The sequence below is a fragment of the Lacrimispora indolis DSM 755 genome (genome assembly GCF_000526995.1).
GTDB lineage: Bacteria > Bacillota > Clostridia > Lachnospirales > Lachnospiraceae > Lacrimispora > Lacrimispora indolis.
In genome coordinates this window covers 5,518,483-5,535,316 of record NZ_AZUI01000001.1, presented here as the reverse complement: position 1 = coordinate 5,535,316, position 16,834 = coordinate 5,518,483, and the positions used below count along the sequence as shown (strand labels likewise).

The following is a 16,834-nucleotide window of genomic DNA, read 5'->3' as shown; positions in this document are numbered from 1 at the left end:
GGAAAATAAAGTTAATAAATTGCTTGACAAAATAAAGAATTGGCAGTATTCTAGTAATTGTACGATAAATACCAATAATTCTAAGAAAAGGAGGCAGAAACGATGAAACGTTACTATTACACAATCGGAATGAATAGAATAGCGAAGTTATTTTATATGAATTCAGTCTGCCTCAGAGAAGATAGAATCTCATGATGATATTGTTATGGGCTAAGTGACGGCTTTTATCAAAAGCCGCTTCTATGAGTATTTAACCGCAGTCTGAATGAACTGCGGTTATTTTTTTGCCATTTACCGGAAAAGGCCGCCTTATGCTGCCTTTTTCGGTTTTTTTACATATACGGGTGGTTAACCCATTCATGCTTGCAACAGGTAAAGGAGGAAAAGTATGAAAAATCTATGGAAGTATGGAAAGAAGTACAGTTTCTTGTATGTTTTGGCGGTTGTGGCCATGGTCGTCAGCATTCTTTTGGATGCAGCGGCTCCCCAGATCACAAAGCATATCATTGACGATGTCATTGTGGGAGGACAGATGCAGATTCTCATGAGGCTGCTTTTAGGGCTTGTGGGAATTGGACTTGGAAGAGCGGTGCTTCAGTACACAAAGGAGTATATTTTTGACTATGCGGCATCAGGAATCGGCTGCAGCTTGAGAAAGGATTTATTTGACCACATCCAGACCCTGTCCATGGGATACTTTGACAGCCACAACACGGGGGAGCTGATGGCCAGGATCAAGGATGATGCGGAACGAATCTGGAACGCCTTCGGATTTGTAGGAATGCTGGTTTTGGAATGTTCCATTCACACGGCAATTGTAATGGTCTGTATGTACCGTTTAAGCCCCATCCTCACCCTGATTCCGCTGGTGATTCTCCCTCTCATTGCCTGGTATGCGGTCAAAATGGAAAATGGATTGGGAGAGGTTTACGATAAGATCAGCGAGCAGACTGCTGAACTGAATACGGTGGCCCAGGAGAATCTGGCAGGTGTCCGGACTGTTAAGGCCTTTGCCAGGGAAGATTACGAGATCGATAAATTCAGAAAGCACAACAAACAGTATTATGACTTAAATATGAAACAGGCCAGACTGATCGTCCGTTACCAGCCTAACATCTCCTTTTTATCAAAGGTGCTTTTAATGGCGGTCATTGTTGTGGGCGGCATTTTAGTCATTAACGATAAGATGACCATTGGAGATCTGGGGGCATTTTCCGAGTATGCCAACAACATTATCTGGCCCATGGAAATGGTGGGCTGGCTCAGCAATGATATTGCAGCAGCCGTGGCCTCCAATAAGAAGATCAAAAAGATCATGGAAGAGCAGCCGGTCATCTGCAATCCGGAAAGTCCGGTTCTGCCGGAAAAGATCCAGGGAGAGCTTGCGTTCAACCATGTGGACTTTGAACTGGATGGAAAAAGCATTTTAAAAGATATTGATTTTACTTTAACAAATGGGAAGACACTTGGTATCATGGGTGTGACCGGTTCCGGTAAAAGCTCCATTGTCAATCTGATCGAGCGTTTCTATGACGTAACAAAGGGAGAAATTCTTTTGGATGGAATCAATGTAAAGGATCTGCCTCTATCCCTTCTCAGAGGTCAGGTATCGGTGGTCATGCAGGATGTATTCCTGTTTTCAGACAGCATAACGGAAAACATTAAGACAGGAAATAAAGATGCGACGGAATGGGAAAGCGTACAGCAGGCCTCCATTACGGCAGGCGCCCATGGCTTTATCCAGAAGCTTACAGAGCAGTATGATACGGTAATCGGGGAGCGGGGAGTCGGACTTTCCGGAGGACAGAAGCAGAGGATCAGCATTGCCAGAGCCATTGCAAAACAAACGCCTCTTCTGATCCTGGATGACTCTACCTCGGCTCTTGATATGGAGACGGAGAAGGAGATCGAGGCCCATCTTACAGAGTTAAAGGACAGTTCCAAAATCATTATCGCCCACCGCATTTCAGCAGTGCGCCGTGCCGATGAGATCCTGATCCTGGATGGAGGACAGATCGTGGAACGGGGAACCCATGAAGAGCTTATGGAAAAGCGGGGGCAATATTATAAAACCTATCAGGTGCAATATGGAGAGGAGGAGATAAAATGGCAGTCAATTCAAGCAGAATAGATGAAGATCAGAAGGAAATTTTCAAAAAGGATACCCTGCTCCGCCTGTACCGGTATCTTCTGGACTTTAAAAAGCAGATCGTCATCGTTCTTTTTATCATGTCAGGAACCATAGCCATCAGCATGTCGGCACCCCTTATGATGGAATATGCCATCAATACCTGCGTAGCCCAGAAGGATATGGGCGGCCTGATCCGGCTGGGAGCGGGAGCAACGGTGCTGTTCCTCTTATTCCTTGCAGGAACTAAGATGCGAATGCGCCTTATGGCCGATGTGTCCAACCGGGTGCTTTTAAATATCAGAGAAGAGCTTTATAAACACATTCAGACCCTGGGCTTTGGTTTTTTTGACAGCCGGCCTACGGGAAAGGTACTTGCAAGAATCATCGGGGATGTGAATTCCTTAAAAGATGTTCTGTCAGACAGCGTGACCCAGCTGATACCGGACTTACTTACAGTCCTCTGTGTGGCGGTCATCATGCTGATAAAGAATTACCGCCTGGCAATGGCAGCGCTGCTGACTCTTCCCATATTGGCGGTGGGCATGTTCCTGATCGAAACCACTGTTCATAAAAGGTGGCGGATTTACCGCAAGAAAACATCAAATTTAAACGCTTATGTTCATGAAGATTTATCCGGTATCAGGATCATACAGAGTTTTGCTGCGGAACCGGAGACAAAAGAGGTATTTCATGATCTGGTAAACCAGCATTACAAATCCTTCATGGACGCCGTCATCGTGGCGGATGGCTTCGGCCCTCTGGTAGAAGTTACATGGGGCCTGGGAGGCTTCCTGCTGTATTTCATCGGAATCAAGATTGTTGGAGTGGAAAAAATCGGAATCGGTACGTTTCTTGCATTCTCCACCTACATCGCCATGTTCTGGAGCCCCATCCGGAATCTGGCCAACTTTTATAATAAGCTGACTACCAACATTTCTGCTGCGGAACGTATTTTTGATATCATTGATACGGAAGCAGAGATCATTGATCAGGAAGGAGCCGTGCCCTTACCGGAGCTTAAGGGTGAGGTGGTCTTTGAGCATGTATCCTTTGCTTATGGGGATGAGCCGGACCGCCTGATCCTGGATGATGTGAATTTTTCCGTTAAGCAGGGAGAAACCATTGCCCTGGTAGGCCCTACGGGTGCGGGGAAAACCACCATCGTAAACCTGATCAGCCGTTTTTACGAAACAACAGGGGGAAAGGTTTTAATCGACGGTCATGAGATCAAAAAGGTGACTTTAAAAAGCTTAAGAAGCCAGATGGGGATCATGACCCAGGACAATTTCCTGTTTTCCGGAACTATTCGGGATAATATCAAATACGGACGTCTGGAAGCGTCTGATGAAGAGGTGACGGAGGCCGCCAAAGCAGTCAACGCCCATGAATTCATCATGAAGCTGGAAAACGGATACGATACAATGATCAGCGAAAGGGGGGCAGGACTGTCCATCGGACAGAGGCAGCTTCTGGCTTTTGCCAGGACCATGGTGTCAAAGCCTGGGATCCTGATCCTTGATGAAGCCACCTCCAGCATTGATACCCATACCGAGCTCCTGGTGCAGAAGGGAATCGATGTCCTTTTACAGGGCAGGACTTCTTTTGTCATTGCCCACCGCCTTTCTACCATCCGCAAGGCAGACCGCATTTTTGTCATTGACCAGGGCAATATCATGGAGGCAGGAAACCATGAAGAACTGATGGAAATGAGGGGTGCGTACTATAAACTATACCAGAGCCAGTTCTCCTAGTTTGGAAAAAGGATTGACCGGAGGGTCGAAATGCAATAAAATAGGAGGCGAGGTGATAAAATGACAGAAGGAGCATTGGTTTTAGAAGGGGGTTCCCTAAGAGGCGTATTTACGGCCGGAGTGTTGGATGTGTTCATGGAACAAGGGATCGAAATGTCCTATGTAAATGGGGTATCGGCCGGTTCCATGTGCGGCATGAGCTATGTGAGCAAGCAGATCGGCCGTACCATTAAAGTGGATTTGGATTATGTCAATGATAAACGGTTTTTAAGCTTTCGGAATATGGTAAAAAACCGCTCCATTTTTAATTTTGATTTCCTGTTCGGGGAATTATGCGATACCCTGGTTCCCTTTGACTATGATACTTTTTGGAAATCACAGCAGACCTTTGAGGTGGTTGCCACCCGCTGTAAGACGGGAAAACCGGAATATTTTGAAAAGAGTTCCTGTGATGATTTCGTCAGCGCGGTAAAGGCTTCCAGCAGCATTCCCATTTTATCCGGCATGGTTTCTGTAAAAGGGAAAAAGTATCTGGATGGAGGCTGTTCCATGCCCATTGCATATCAGAGGGCCATTGATCTGGGATATAAAAAGATCGTTGTAGTCCTCACCAGAGAACACGGGTTTCGGAAATCCCAGCTGGACAAATGGACAAAAAGAGGGTATGAGCGTTATTTCGCTCCTCTGCCTGAGTTTATGAAGGCTTTGAAGGAGGTTCCTGACCGGTATAACCAGATGCAGGAAGAGATCGACCGCCTGGAAGAGGAAGGAAAGATCTACGTCATCCGTCCGGATAAGCACGTGACGGTCCAAAGAACGGAAAAGGATAAGCGGAAGCTGGAGGCCCTTTACGAAGACGGGCGCCGTTTGGCGGAAGAACATATGGGGAAGCTGAAGGAGTATCTGGAGATTGCAGAGTGAGGAAATGTCATGGAGGCATAGCTTTGTGCCCGGAAGAATCGGGCCATAGGGCAGAAATGCAAAAGGCATACTTTTATGTCCTGGGAAGAAGGGCAGTAAAGAGGAAACTCCATACAGGTATATCTTTATGCCTTGGGGAAAAGGACAATAAAGAGGAAACTCTTTACAGGCATACCTTTATGTCCTGGAAATAGGGCAGTAAAGAGGTTACACCTTACAGGTATCCCTTTATGCCCTGGAAAAAAAGGCAGTAAAGAGGAAAGGAAAGTACGGTATAGTTTATGAGTATTTATGATACGTTAAATCCAATGCAAAAGGAAGCGGTACTCCATACGGAGGGACCGCTTCTTGTGCTGGCAGGAGCCGGGTCTGGCAAGACCAGGGTTCTTACACACCGCATTGCTTATTTAATAGAAGAGAAGAACATCAATCCATGGAACATCCTGGCCATCACCTTTACCAATAAGGCGGCAGGAGAGATGAGAGAGCGTGTAGACCGTCTGGTGGGCTTTGGGGCGGACAGCATCTGGGTCTCCACCTTTCATTCATCCTGTGTGCGCATTCTCAGGCGGCACATCGAAAATCTTGGCTATACGACGAATTTCACCATATATGATTCCGATGATCAGAAAACTCTGATGCGCCATGTATTAAAGGGCCTTGATATGGATCCAAAGATCTATAAAGACCGTGCCATGCTTGGACTTATTTCCACGGCAAAGAACGAGCTTGTGACGGCGGAAGAATTTGAACTGAATGCGGGCGGTGATTTCAGGCAGAAAAAAGCAGCTCAGATATACAAAGAATACCAGAACCAGCTAAAGAAGAATAATGCCCTGGACTTTGATGACCTGATCATGAAAACCGTACAGTTATTTCAGAATAACCAGGAAATCCTGGATTATTATCAGGAACGCTTTAAATACATTATGGTGGATGAGTACCAGGATACCAATACGGCCCAGTTTAAGCTCATAAGCCTGCTGGCAGGAAAATACAGAAATCTTTGCGTTGTGGGGGATGACGACCAGTCCATTTATAAATTCCGCGGCGCCAACATTGAAAATATCTTAAATTTCGAAAAGGCTTATCCGGGAGCAATCGTAATTAAGCTGGAACAGAACTACCGGTCCAGCCAGAGCATTTTAAATGCAGCCAACGAAGTGATCCGCCATAACCGGGGGAGGAAAGACAAAACACTGTGGACTGCCAATCAAGAAGGCCCTCTGGTGCAGTTTAAGCAGTTTGAAAATGCTTCCGAAGAGGCAGATACCATTGTCCGGGACATTTTAAACAGCTCCTCCGATTACCAGGACTGTGCTGTTCTTTACAGGACAAATGCCCAGTCCCGTCTGATTGAAGAAAAATGCCTTCAATACAATGTTCCATACCGCATGGTGGGAGGCGTGAATTTCTATCAGAGGAGGGAGATCAAAGATATCCTGTCCTATTTAAAGACCATTGCCAATGGAAGGGATGACTTATCCTCTTTGAGGATCATCAATGTGCCAAAGCGAGGGATCGGAGCTACCAGCCTGGGAAGAGTGCAGGCCTTTGCATCGGAACATGGATTTGCCATTTATGATGCATTTTGCCGGGCAAAGGCTGTGCCCGGACTTGGGAAAGCGGCGGAAAAGATCCTTAAATTTACGGAGCTGATCGAAGATTTCCGGGAAAGGCTTGAGGAAGAGACCTATTCCATCCATGAACTGATTGAGGACGTTCTGGATGAAACAGGCTATCAGAAGGAACTGGAAGCAGAAGGCGAGATCGAGTACCAGACCCGTCTGGAAAATATAGAAGAATTGATCAATAAAGCGGTCAGCTTTGAAGGAGAACATGAGCACCCCAATCTGAGTGAATTTCTGGAAGAGGTGGCTTTGGTGGCTGATGTGGACCGGATGGATGATTCGGAAAACAGGGTGACCCTTATGACCCTGCACAGCGCCAAGGGCCTTGAGTTCCCAAGGGTGTATTTAAGCGGAATGGAAGACGGCTTGTTCCCAAGTATGATGTCCATTTCTTCTGATGATAAGGAGGATGTGGAAGAGGAGCGCCGGCTCTGTTATGTGGGTATTACCAGAGCCCAGAACTTCCTGATGATGACGGCGGCAAGGCAGCGTATGGTCAATGGAGAAACCAGATATTCCAAGATCAGCCGTTTCATTGATGAGATCCCTGATGATCTTTTGGATTCTAATAAACTGGAGTCAAGGCTGTCTTCTTCCAGGACCGCTGATTATGATGACAGCGGACTGCCATGGGGAAAAGCAAGGTCAACCGGCAGAACGGCAGGTGTCAGCAGCTTTGGACCGGGGAACAACGCATATGCATCAAAAACTGCAGCGCCAGCGTCAACACCTGGCTTTGGCAAAGCCTTTACCGTTGAAAAAGCGTCTTCTTTAAATTATAAAGAGGGGGACCGGGTCAGCCATGTAAAGTTCGGGGAAGGCCAGGTACTGGAGATCAAGGATGGCGGAAGAGATTTTGAAGTCACCGTCCGGTTTGACCAGGCCGGCGTCAAGAAAATGTTTGCTTCCTTTGCAAAGCTGAAATTAGTGTGAGTTTAATTTGAAAATACATAATTTATTAAAAAAAAGCAAAAATGATAGTAAAAGAATCAATATAATGGTATAATAACTGCGACAGGCAGAGAGACTAAAACTTAGCCGGAAGATATGAAAAAATGCTTTGCAGGCATACCTTTATGCCTGAAGGGCTGGCAGAAAAAAAGCAGGGCTCTCAGAAAGGACGTGGAGACATGAACAGATTTGATGCAATGAGTAAAGAAGCCATGAGCAGGCTGGAAGATTTTATGAACTCAAGCAAGATGAATGAATTGCTTCATAAAAGGGAACAGGAAGAGAAGAAGAAAAACTGTATCCTCTGGATACTGGCTATCATAGGTGCAGTGGCTGCGGTAGCAGGGATTGCTTATACCGTATACCGTTTCTTCACACCGGACTATTTAGAAGATTTCGAAGACGATTTTGATGATGATTTCGACGATGATTTCTTTGAAGATGATAAACCGGGCGAAGGTTCTGAAGAGTAGGATCGGCATTATAAAAGGGAGAGCGTGCCTCAGACAGTGAGACACGCTTTTTTGCTCGGTTGGGAGACATGAAATACTTATGGCAGGTTATGGGGGGGGGTTGCCCCCTGCGGCAGCCGTTGGATACAGGAATGTTGGCATTCCTGTGTCTGGCCATTGTTTGCAGAAATAAAGTTAGAAGAGGAGCACGTAAAGTGAAAAAGGGTGAGATATACGAAGGGACCATCGGAAGATTTGACTTTCCGGACAAAGGGATCATGGAGCTTCCGGAAGGGAAAATTACGGTAAAGCATTCACTTCCCGGCCAAAAGGTGCGGGTTATGATAAATAAAAAAAGAGGAGGGCGCTGTGAGGGGCGGATTCTTGAGGTATTGGAGCATTCAAGCCTGGAATCGGCAGCAGATCCCTGCCCTCATTTTGGAAGCTGCGGGGGCTGTGTTTATCAGACCATTCCGTATGAGGAACAGCTTAAGATCAAGGAGCAGCAGGTAAAGGCCCTTATAGACGGTGTCTGTGAGAATTATGAATTTGAAGGGATACGTCCAAGCCCTGTGGAAGCTGAATATAGGAACAAGATGGAATTCTCTTTTGGTGATGAATATAAGGATGGCCCCCTGGCCCTGGGAATGCATAAGAGGGGGAGCTTTTATGATGTGGTGACCACTACGGAATGCAGGATTGTTAATCCGGATTTCTGCAGTATCTTAAAGGTGGCAAAGGAATATTTTGAAAACCTGGGGATCGGGTTTTATAAGAAGATGCAGCACACGGGTTATCTGCGCCATCTTTTGGTGCGCAGGGCCGTGAAAACCGGTGAAATTTTGGTGGCATTGGTTACCACGACCCAGGAAGAGGTGGATTTAAAGCCTTTTACGGAAATGCTGCTGGATCTTCCGTTAAATGGAAAAATCGTTGGGATTCTTCATATTTTAAATGACAGCCTGGCGGATGTGGTTAAGAGTGACAGGACCGATATCTTATATGGACAGGATTATTTTTATGAGGAGCTTTTAGGGCTGAAATTCAAAATTTCTCCGTTTTCCTTTTTTCAGACCAATTCCCTTGGGGCAGAAGTCCTGTATGAGACAGTGAGAGGGTATGTGGGAGATACGAAAGATAAGGTGGTATTTGATTTATACAGCGGAACCGGTACGATTGCCCAGATCATTGCTCCTGTTGCTAAAAAAGTGGTGGGCGTAGAGATTGTGAAAGAGGCTGTGGAAGCAGCAAGAGAGAATACGAAGCTGAATGGACTTGAAAATTGTGAATTTATTGACGGGGATGTTCTTAAGGTTATTGATGAATTAAAGGATAAGCCGGATTTGATTATTTTGGATCCTCCGAGGGATGGGATTCATCCAAAGGCGTTGGGGAAGATCATTGATTTTGGTGTGGACAGGCTGGTGTATGTTTCTTGTAAGCCGACAAGTTTGGTAAGGGATTTGGTAGTTCTTCAGGAGAGAGGGTATCGGGTGGAGAAGGTTTGTTGTGTGGATATGTTTCCTTCTACGGCTAATACAGAAGTTGTAGTCCTGTTGCAACGTTAAAAATATTGATGATTGGAAATGAGCAGTACCCCTTGAGCGTGAGAGCGATTTTGCTTTTGCGCTCTTTTTCTTAGAGTAACTAAAAAAATTTAATAAGGAGAATACTTTTATGAAAAAGATTACGTTTATCCCGGCTATAAACTCTTTGAAAAATACCGGAAAATTAAAGGTTGCGGCATATTGCAGAGTCAGTACCGAGCGCGAAACCCAGAAAAGTAGCATTGATCTACAGATCAATTATTATACTGACCTGATTCAGGCAAATCCTGAATGGGATTTTGCGGGCGTATTTTATGATTATGAAAGCGGGCTTAGAAAAGAGAAACGGAATGGTTTGGATGCGATTCTTAAGAAGGCATACCGTGGTGAAATTGACTATATCATTACCAAGTCTATCAGCAGATTGTCCAGAAATATATTAGATATGCTAACTATTAGCCGGAGTTTAAAAGCAAAAGGTATAAATATCTATTTTGAAAAGGAAAATTTAAATTCACTTGAATCAGAAAAAGAAATAGATATTACAGTCAATGGGATTTTAGCACAGGAGGAGAGCAGGAATTTAAGCGAAAATGTTCAATGGGGATACAAACGTAAATTTGAAAGAGGGGATGATTTTGTCGGCAAGATACCCATGGGATACAAGCGTGACAATGATGAATGGATAGTTGTGCCGGAAGAAGCTGATATCATAAGGAGAATTTACCAGTTGTATTTGGAAGGCAGCACACTGCAACAGATAAAAGAGTATCTGGAAGATCATCAGATTAAAACCGCTACAGGGAAAGACGCATGGGCAACAGCAGTTATTCAAAAGATACTGAAGAATGAGAAATATAAGGGCGATTCCTTACTTCAAAAGACCTATACAGAAGATTTTATAACAAGCAGAAAAAGCAAGAATGTTGGGCAAAGAGAACGTTACTATATAACGAATAGTCATCCGGCTATTATTACTGCCGAAGTATTTGATAAGGTTCAGGAAGAAATGTCTAGACGCGCAAGGCTAGTTCGTAAAGACGATGGCACAGTGGAATCTAGCACTAGCAAATATAGTGGCAAATATCTTTTGGGAAATCTTCTTGTGTGTGGAGACTGTGGTGCTTCATATCGGAGAAGAAAAGAAAGGGGAAAGGTGGTTTGGAGATGTGCAACGAGAATCGAAAAGGGCAAAGATATCTGTCCCCATTCCCCCACTCTAGATGAAAGATGGGTTAAAAATGTCTTAGTCGAAAAGATTTGTGAGAACGGAGTATATAACGAAGAAGTCGTCAAAAATGAAGTTGATTGTATTTTCGTGTTTAGTAGAGATTTGCAAATCCACGGCAAAGATGAAAGCATATTTAGCGTTAAGCTCTTACAGAGCAAAATGTGATTTTCTTTTCTTCGTTGACGCCTTGCATCAAATTCAAATTTGCGATGAAAAATAATAAGCAGACTTGGATAAAATGTTTTCTACTGAAAAATGGTTAATATTAAAATCTTCTGAATGTTACTGTCAGAAGTTCCCTTGACGCTATATTGGAACACCGATATAATGGCTATGGGTGATGAAAATGACAATAAAATATGGACGCTGGAAAGACAAACAGAAAAACTTATTTGGAAACTGGATTGCCAGAGAGCATTCAAAAGGCAATAAAGGAATACGTACAAGGCGAAAAGGGACAGGTGCTCTATCTCGATTGCTTGTGGGGAGAATTATATGGAGCTATTAATTCTAACCTTTGGGCTGGCTTGATGACAGAGGAACAGGCAGACTATCTGCATGTAAAATATCTTGGTACAGAGGGAAAGGAGAACAACTTTCCTAATTGATTTTACATCGTATGAGATAAATAAATTCAGCATCTACGACGAGGCAAACGGGAATAAAACTAATATTCTTTATAATGGAAATAATGATATGTTTAAATTTCCACCTGCTACAAGCCATAATAAAACCATGATTTATACCAATGGGTGTATCAGTGAATAGCCTGTTGGAGTGAAAAGATTGATAAATCAAAGGCATTCAAGATTGTAAAAGAGGAAAGAATGTGAGTTTTTTGCCTTGATAAGTACTGGAGAAAGATTGTTTTCTCCGTGAGGTAAATCTATATGTTTAAAATTGAATTTAAGATTACGGCTATAATGCGTAATTATTAAGTTGCTTTTAAAGAGTGTAAATATGGATAGAGTAATTAAAAGTGGACTATTTAGTTTCTATTTGAGGTCATTAAGATGAAGAGTACGAAAGGAGTGCGTGAAAAGTGAGACAATCAGTTATCCTGCCAAGTACACATGATCATATTTTTCTTTATGAAGCACAAGACTCGGGTTTAGTAAAGAGAATTCCTTCGTATGCGGATGAATTATATGATTCCAATGAGTTAAAAATGGCAGAGGAAGACTATAAAAATCATTTGAGAAGTATACCTGGTTTAAAACAAGAACTGTTTCAATCAATTTTACTTTTTGATGAAATAATTTTGGATAAAGCGGATATGAATTATAATTACAAAGATTTAGAAGAAACAGGACTTTTTAGAGTCATTGATTTCGAGAAATCTTATTACTATAATCCCATGCAAGAGGAAGGTCATATTGAATATGCTGGTTATTTAGAACCTGCCATCATTCCTGTTCTTTTAAAAAGATTAAATCGATATTTTCCTTTGATTCCTAAGGGAATTAATTTCACAAAGTTTGTTACTGCGTTTTACGAAATGGTTTTGATGAAGAAAAAATTAACAAAGGAATACCATAATTTAATAGAGATAAACAAAAAAGAGTTTGATAAGAAATACAAATTTGATAAATGGTATGGAAGACTAAAATCATTTCAAGCTCCCTCAATTATGTTGGAAGGTAGATACTATTATGATATACAAAGTCATGTAATAACTCTTTATGATTCTTTGTGCTGGCAATTAATGATAAGTTCTGATTATGAATCTGCAATTATGAATAGTGAGTTTGAACTGGTAAAAATAGGCTGTGAGTCATTTACTGGTAATATTGATTTATCTTTACAAGCATATAGAATATTACAAGTTGAATGTTCAAAATTAATTGGTACTTTACCAGAAGTAAACACTATGAGAGACATGCTTAAGTTAAAAGAAACGAGAAAAAACGATATTAACAACTTAAGACGGGAATTGTCTTATCTAGAACAAATCCTTCGAGATGGAGGAACTGAAAAAACAATAGAGCGAATTGCAAAAGATATAAAAAAAGCTTCCAAGGCATTGTCTACAGGTAACAATATAAGAGAGGTAGGTAAATGGGTAAATCGATTTCTAATTCCTGCCGATTTATGTACAGGATTACTTAGTATATCTTCTGAATCAATAATTCCTAAAATAGCTTTGGGTGGATTGTTGATGGCAACAGCGATAGGACAGACCGCTCCAGAAATAAGCGAATTTATAGAAAGTAAACATAAATGGTTCGAGGTAGTAACTAAATAGTTAAAAATGGGTTGATACATATCTTTTTACTATTGATATAATACACAGGTGCGTCGTTTCCCTGGAATGAGGCAGCAAAGAGTAAGATAATGCGAAGTAATCAGCAGGGGGATATTTTCGCTCCTACTGAAAATGGTTAAGGCTAAGATTTCCAGTGGGCTGGGGATCTTAGCTTAAAGTATCACATTTATATATTGCACAAGTCAAGAGAAAACATGGTATAATTGAAAGGGTTAATTATAATGTTGGTGATGGGAAAGCAAACGTGCCACAAGTATCGCCAGAAAAAGAAAAGGCTATTGAGGATGCGTTAAGATATTTTCAAATGATATAAAAAATCTGAACATGGCTTATAATATTATGAATGGAGGCAATGTATTAACATGGATGCCATATTAAAAAAAGACGCTCAATATCAATTAGGACTTTATTTATTACAATTTGAAACATTATGTCATTTTAATTTGATAAAATGTTTAGTTGAAATTTTCAAAATAGATACATTGCAGCCTAAATACGGTTGTGAAGCAGGACTAAACACTTTTATAGCAATAGGTTATCAACTTGATGCGTCTGTTATCTTATATGAAAGTATAAAGCATTTTTGTATATTTTCTGAGAAAGAAAGTAAAGCGTTTACAGAACAGCCATGTTATCCCGATTTAGAGGTAGTGCGAAATAATATTCATACATATTTTAAAGATGGTGGATTTGCTGAAAAAGCAAATACTATTATAAAAGATAAACTAAAAGAATACAAACTTGAAAAACCGGACATGTTTTCCGCATTAAGAAATGATATTTCTTTGGTGTTCCATATTAAAAATAACTCAAGACGTCTTATCGGCTGTGATTACTTTATTTATCACTGTATTTATGAAAGTGAAAATAAAAAATGGGAGGGAACAGACTATCGTGATTATTCTGAATTTCTGTCATCTAATATTAAAGCTATTGCTTCAACAGTAGATGAAATACCATATCAGTTATCTCAATTGCGCTTTCGTGAGCAAATGCCTACAGTTGAATTATTTGATTATAAAAGTGCTGATTTGATGAATTGCAGTGTGGTTTCCCCTGCATCTACTTTTAGATTAATGCTAATCTTGTATCAAATTAGCTATGCATTGCTTTTAACAGATGAAATATTCGATTATAAAATTATTGATAAAGATGATATGTGGTCTTGCTTTTTTATTAAGATTGTAGCTATTAAATATGATGAATCTTTTGATAACTTTCAAAGCTTATTAAAATTTTCCCCAAAAGAAGATATTAAAATTTTGAATAAATATTTTGAAAACGAAAAACTCAATCTCGAGAATTTAGGAGCCAGAGGATTTGCTCAAAAACTTAGAAACACATTACACTATCAAGAAATATTGTTAGACACCAATAAAATGACAGGAAATTCTACTAAAGACATTGTTACAGCAATTTACTTGTCTAACACTGAAACAAATTCTATGACGGAATTTAGAAATAAGGGCTTGAAAATGATAAATGAAATGAGATCATTACAAAGAATTATTCGTAAGATAATTTCGGTAGACAAGAATTACATTGAATAGAAAGTGCAGCGATTTAGTTTGAGAAAATATTCACCGTTTTCAAGATTTCCTAAAGACTGTTGTGGTCTTACATGTGACTTATTAGGACAGTATTTGTCTGAAAATGGTATATAAACATATCTAATGAACGGTGTATGCAAATGCGATTCATTATGGCATCATGTATGGTTATTGACTATTGATGCGATTGTAATAGACATTACTGGAGACCAATTTGTGGATAAATTGGTTTCTTCAATAGAGATTAAAGCGGTACATGTCGGAATAGAAGGAGTCATACATAGATTATTTAACTTGAGAAGACAACCTGAGAAAAATACTGTTTTTATTGACACTAATGATTTTACTGGTTTTGGGGGGCATCCAAGTCCACGCCAACAAATATTAATGGAAGTATACGAAATAATATGTCGATATTTATAATTTAAAATTGAACAAAATCGCTGAACCATAACCTTAGCAGGTTATCGCAACGCTGATTTTGTTCAATTCCAGTTTATCTCTATATAGGAATAGAAAAATACAATTGTTTTGAAGGATAGGCTTGAGGGGAATTGAACCCCTCGGTGTCCAAACATTACTTGTCTTTGTTCCTCATTTAATAGTTCTATGCAAAGCCTACACGCACCTGCACCTACCAAAATGTTTTTAAATAGTTCAATTATTGACATAAGCGTACTTCCTGAAAAGATAAATCTAAAGGTAAAGTTTCTTTTGGGGCTGGTAGCATAGAGGACGGAACAACAAGAAAATATAATACCAAGTGATGCATTAACTGGCAATTTTACTATCAGAATTATTATATACCTAATTAGCGAGAAAATCAATATTGGAGAATATAGACTCATATTATTCATATTATAATAATTAAGGGAACTATTTTTATATGAATTAGAGAAAGACAAATTCCGATTTGTGAAGAGAAATGATAGTGGATCCAAAGATAGTATTTTCTACCGAAAACTACTAAGGGCTTTATTATTAGCAGTCTTTATCTTTATTAAAATATACATCAATAAATAGGAGTCGCCATGTTCTAATTAGCATAGAATATTTGTGAAAAGGAAAGGCTGAGCGTCAGAATTATTGAAAATATAACTTGACGTCAAGGGAGGAGTGGGTTCGATGGTCATCAGAATTACAGCAACAAGGAATACAGAATGTTGCGTTCTGTTGCAACGGGAGGCAAATTAGAAAAATGAATATTTGATACACAAACAGCGTGAAGGTTATTCAAACCTTCACGCTGTTTGTGTATCAAGGAAAGGAAAACATAGTAAGCGCCAAGTATTAGGGTGGCTGGCACTTCGCCACCAAATGCTCCATAATGATAGATAGCTAGATGCAAGTACTTTACTCTGGAATGCAGCGCATTCCGTTGATAGGTGCGGGCATTTCACTACATATTCATGGAGGTAATTAAAATGTCCAGTTATCATGCCAGAGTTCCGGCAGATCAGCAATACCAGTTGATCATGGAATGTCGGAATAGTGGACTCTCCGACTATCAGTGGTGTAAGGAACACGGAATTCATCCGGGAACCTTTTACAACTGGGTTAGTCTGCTCAGAAAGAAAGCTTGCTGCGAAATCCCAGAATCCATTTCCAAAGAGAATCCGTCGCCAGCTCTTGTTCAGGAAGTGGTTCGCTTAAACCTTCATTCAAAAGCTGAGATGCAGGAATCGGTTGTTTTGGTCCCACCAGTTTTAGCGGATTCCACCAGATCATCCGGGATTGCTGCCATGATAGAAATATCACTTGGACATGCTACTATCCGGATTGCCAATGGCACAGAGCCCGCCATGCTGGATCGTATCCTGAGTCTTGTAAAAGGTGCGGTATGCTAGGCAATATTTCGGTGGCTGACAACATCTATATCATCTGTGGAACTACCGATATGCGTAAATCAATTGATGGTCTCTGCAGTATCGTACGTGACAAACTTTCCATCGACCCGGATCAGTCATCCTTGTTCCTTTTCTGCGGAAAGCGCTGTGATCGGATTAAGGTACTGCTCCATGAACCAGATGGGTATGTGCTCCTTTACAAGCGCTTGAGTGTCACACAGGGACGATACCGTTGGCCACGAAAGAGTTCAGAAGCACAGGCGATTACCTGGCGGCAGCTTGACTGGCTCCTCAGTGGTCTGGAGATTGAACAGCCCAAGGCTATCCAGACCGGATAAAAAAATCTATTGTGAAATCGCCGAAATTTTTCGGCTGTATTTCACCAACAAACGTGGATAACTGTTCCGTGTTTTCTCCTGATAGGGATAACTTTTGCAAGGCTCCAGCTATAACGGATTCTATGGCTATATGAGACATTTATGGCAGTAAATATGTTTTGTTATCCAGTCTTTTTGATTCTGCCAACGAATTATCCACCGTCATTATGACAAAGTGC

At 41.1% G+C, this 16,834-nt stretch carries 13 protein-coding genes; all 13 read left to right on the top strand.

The features are described from left to right. The first annotated feature begins 388 nt into the window (after positions 1-388). The 13 genes from K401_RS0126900 (at position 389) to tnpB (ending at position 16,616) form a co-directional block, all read left to right on the top strand. Positions 389-2,131: an ABC transporter ATP-binding protein gene (locus tag K401_RS0126900; protein WP_024295847.1), complete on the top strand. Its 1,743-nt coding sequence runs from the start codon at positions 389-391 to the stop codon at positions 2,129-2,131. Further along, entirely contained in the window at positions 2,107-3,882 is a 1,776-nt protein-coding gene (locus K401_RS0126895; protein ID WP_024295846.1) for an ABC transporter ATP-binding protein, read from the top strand. The genes K401_RS0126900 and K401_RS0126895 overlap by 25 nt, the downstream gene beginning before the upstream one ends. Before the next feature lie 60 nt (positions 3,883-3,942). Next, complete coding sequence (locus K401_RS0126890; protein ID WP_024295845.1) at positions 3,943-4,803, top strand: patatin-like phospholipase family protein; 861 nt, start codon at positions 3,943-3,945, stop codon at positions 4,801-4,803. Positions 4,804-5,084: 281 nt separating this feature from the next. Beyond that, positions 5,085-7,367, top strand: coding sequence for a DNA helicase PcrA (gene pcrA, locus K401_RS0126880; RefSeq protein ID WP_024295844.1), 2,283 nt, complete (start codon positions 5,085-5,087; stop codon positions 7,365-7,367). A gap of 197 nt (positions 7,368-7,564) precedes the next feature. Beyond that, positions 7,565-7,858 carry a hypothetical protein gene (locus tag K401_RS0126875; RefSeq protein ID WP_024295843.1) on the top strand — a complete coding sequence of 98 codons (294 nt, stop codon included), beginning with the start codon at positions 7,565-7,567 and terminating at the stop codon, positions 7,856-7,858. A gap of 194 nt (positions 7,859-8,052) precedes the next feature. Continuing rightward, positions 8,053-9,405: a 23S rRNA (uracil(1939)-C(5))-methyltransferase RlmD gene (rlmD, locus tag K401_RS0126870; RefSeq protein WP_024295842.1), complete on the top strand. Its 1,353-nt coding sequence runs from the start codon at positions 8,053-8,055 to the stop codon at positions 9,403-9,405. Positions 9,406-9,514: 109 nt separating this feature from the next. Continuing rightward, complete coding sequence (locus tag K401_RS0126865) at positions 9,515-10,780, top strand: recombinase family protein (RefSeq protein WP_024295841.1); 1,266 nt, start codon at positions 9,515-9,517, stop codon at positions 10,778-10,780. Positions 10,781-10,974: 194 nt separating this feature from the next. Further along, positions 10,975-11,223, top strand: coding sequence for a hypothetical protein (locus tag K401_RS31585; protein ID WP_024295840.1), 249 nt, complete (start codon positions 10,975-10,977; stop codon positions 11,221-11,223). Positions 11,224-11,657: 434 nt separating this feature from the next. Beyond that, positions 11,658-12,860 carry a hypothetical protein gene (locus K401_RS0126855; RefSeq protein ID WP_024295839.1) on the top strand — a complete coding sequence of 401 codons (1,203 nt, stop codon included), beginning with the start codon at positions 11,658-11,660 and terminating at the stop codon, positions 12,858-12,860. 383 nt (positions 12,861-13,243) lie between these two features. Continuing rightward, entirely contained in the window at positions 13,244-14,431 is a 1,188-nt protein-coding gene (locus K401_RS0126850) for a hypothetical protein (protein ID WP_024295838.1), read from the top strand. A gap of 216 nt (positions 14,432-14,647) precedes the next feature. Further along, positions 14,648-14,854, top strand: coding sequence for a hypothetical protein (locus K401_RS33090; RefSeq protein ID WP_156945321.1), 207 nt, complete (start codon positions 14,648-14,650; stop codon positions 14,852-14,854). A 1,001-nt stretch (positions 14,855-15,855) separates the two neighbouring features. Further along, the gene (gene tnpA, locus K401_RS0126840; RefSeq protein WP_034620072.1) at positions 15,856-16,278 is read left to right on the top strand and encodes an IS66 family insertion sequence element accessory protein TnpA; all 423 of its coding nucleotides are present in this window, start codon (positions 15,856-15,858) and stop codon (positions 16,276-16,278) included. Continuing rightward, complete coding sequence (gene tnpB, locus K401_RS0126835; RefSeq protein ID WP_024295836.1) at positions 16,272-16,616, top strand: IS66 family insertion sequence element accessory protein TnpB; 345 nt, start codon at positions 16,272-16,274, stop codon at positions 16,614-16,616. The genes tnpA and tnpB overlap by 7 nt, the downstream gene beginning before the upstream one ends. Positions 16,617-16,834: the final 218 nt, after the last annotated feature.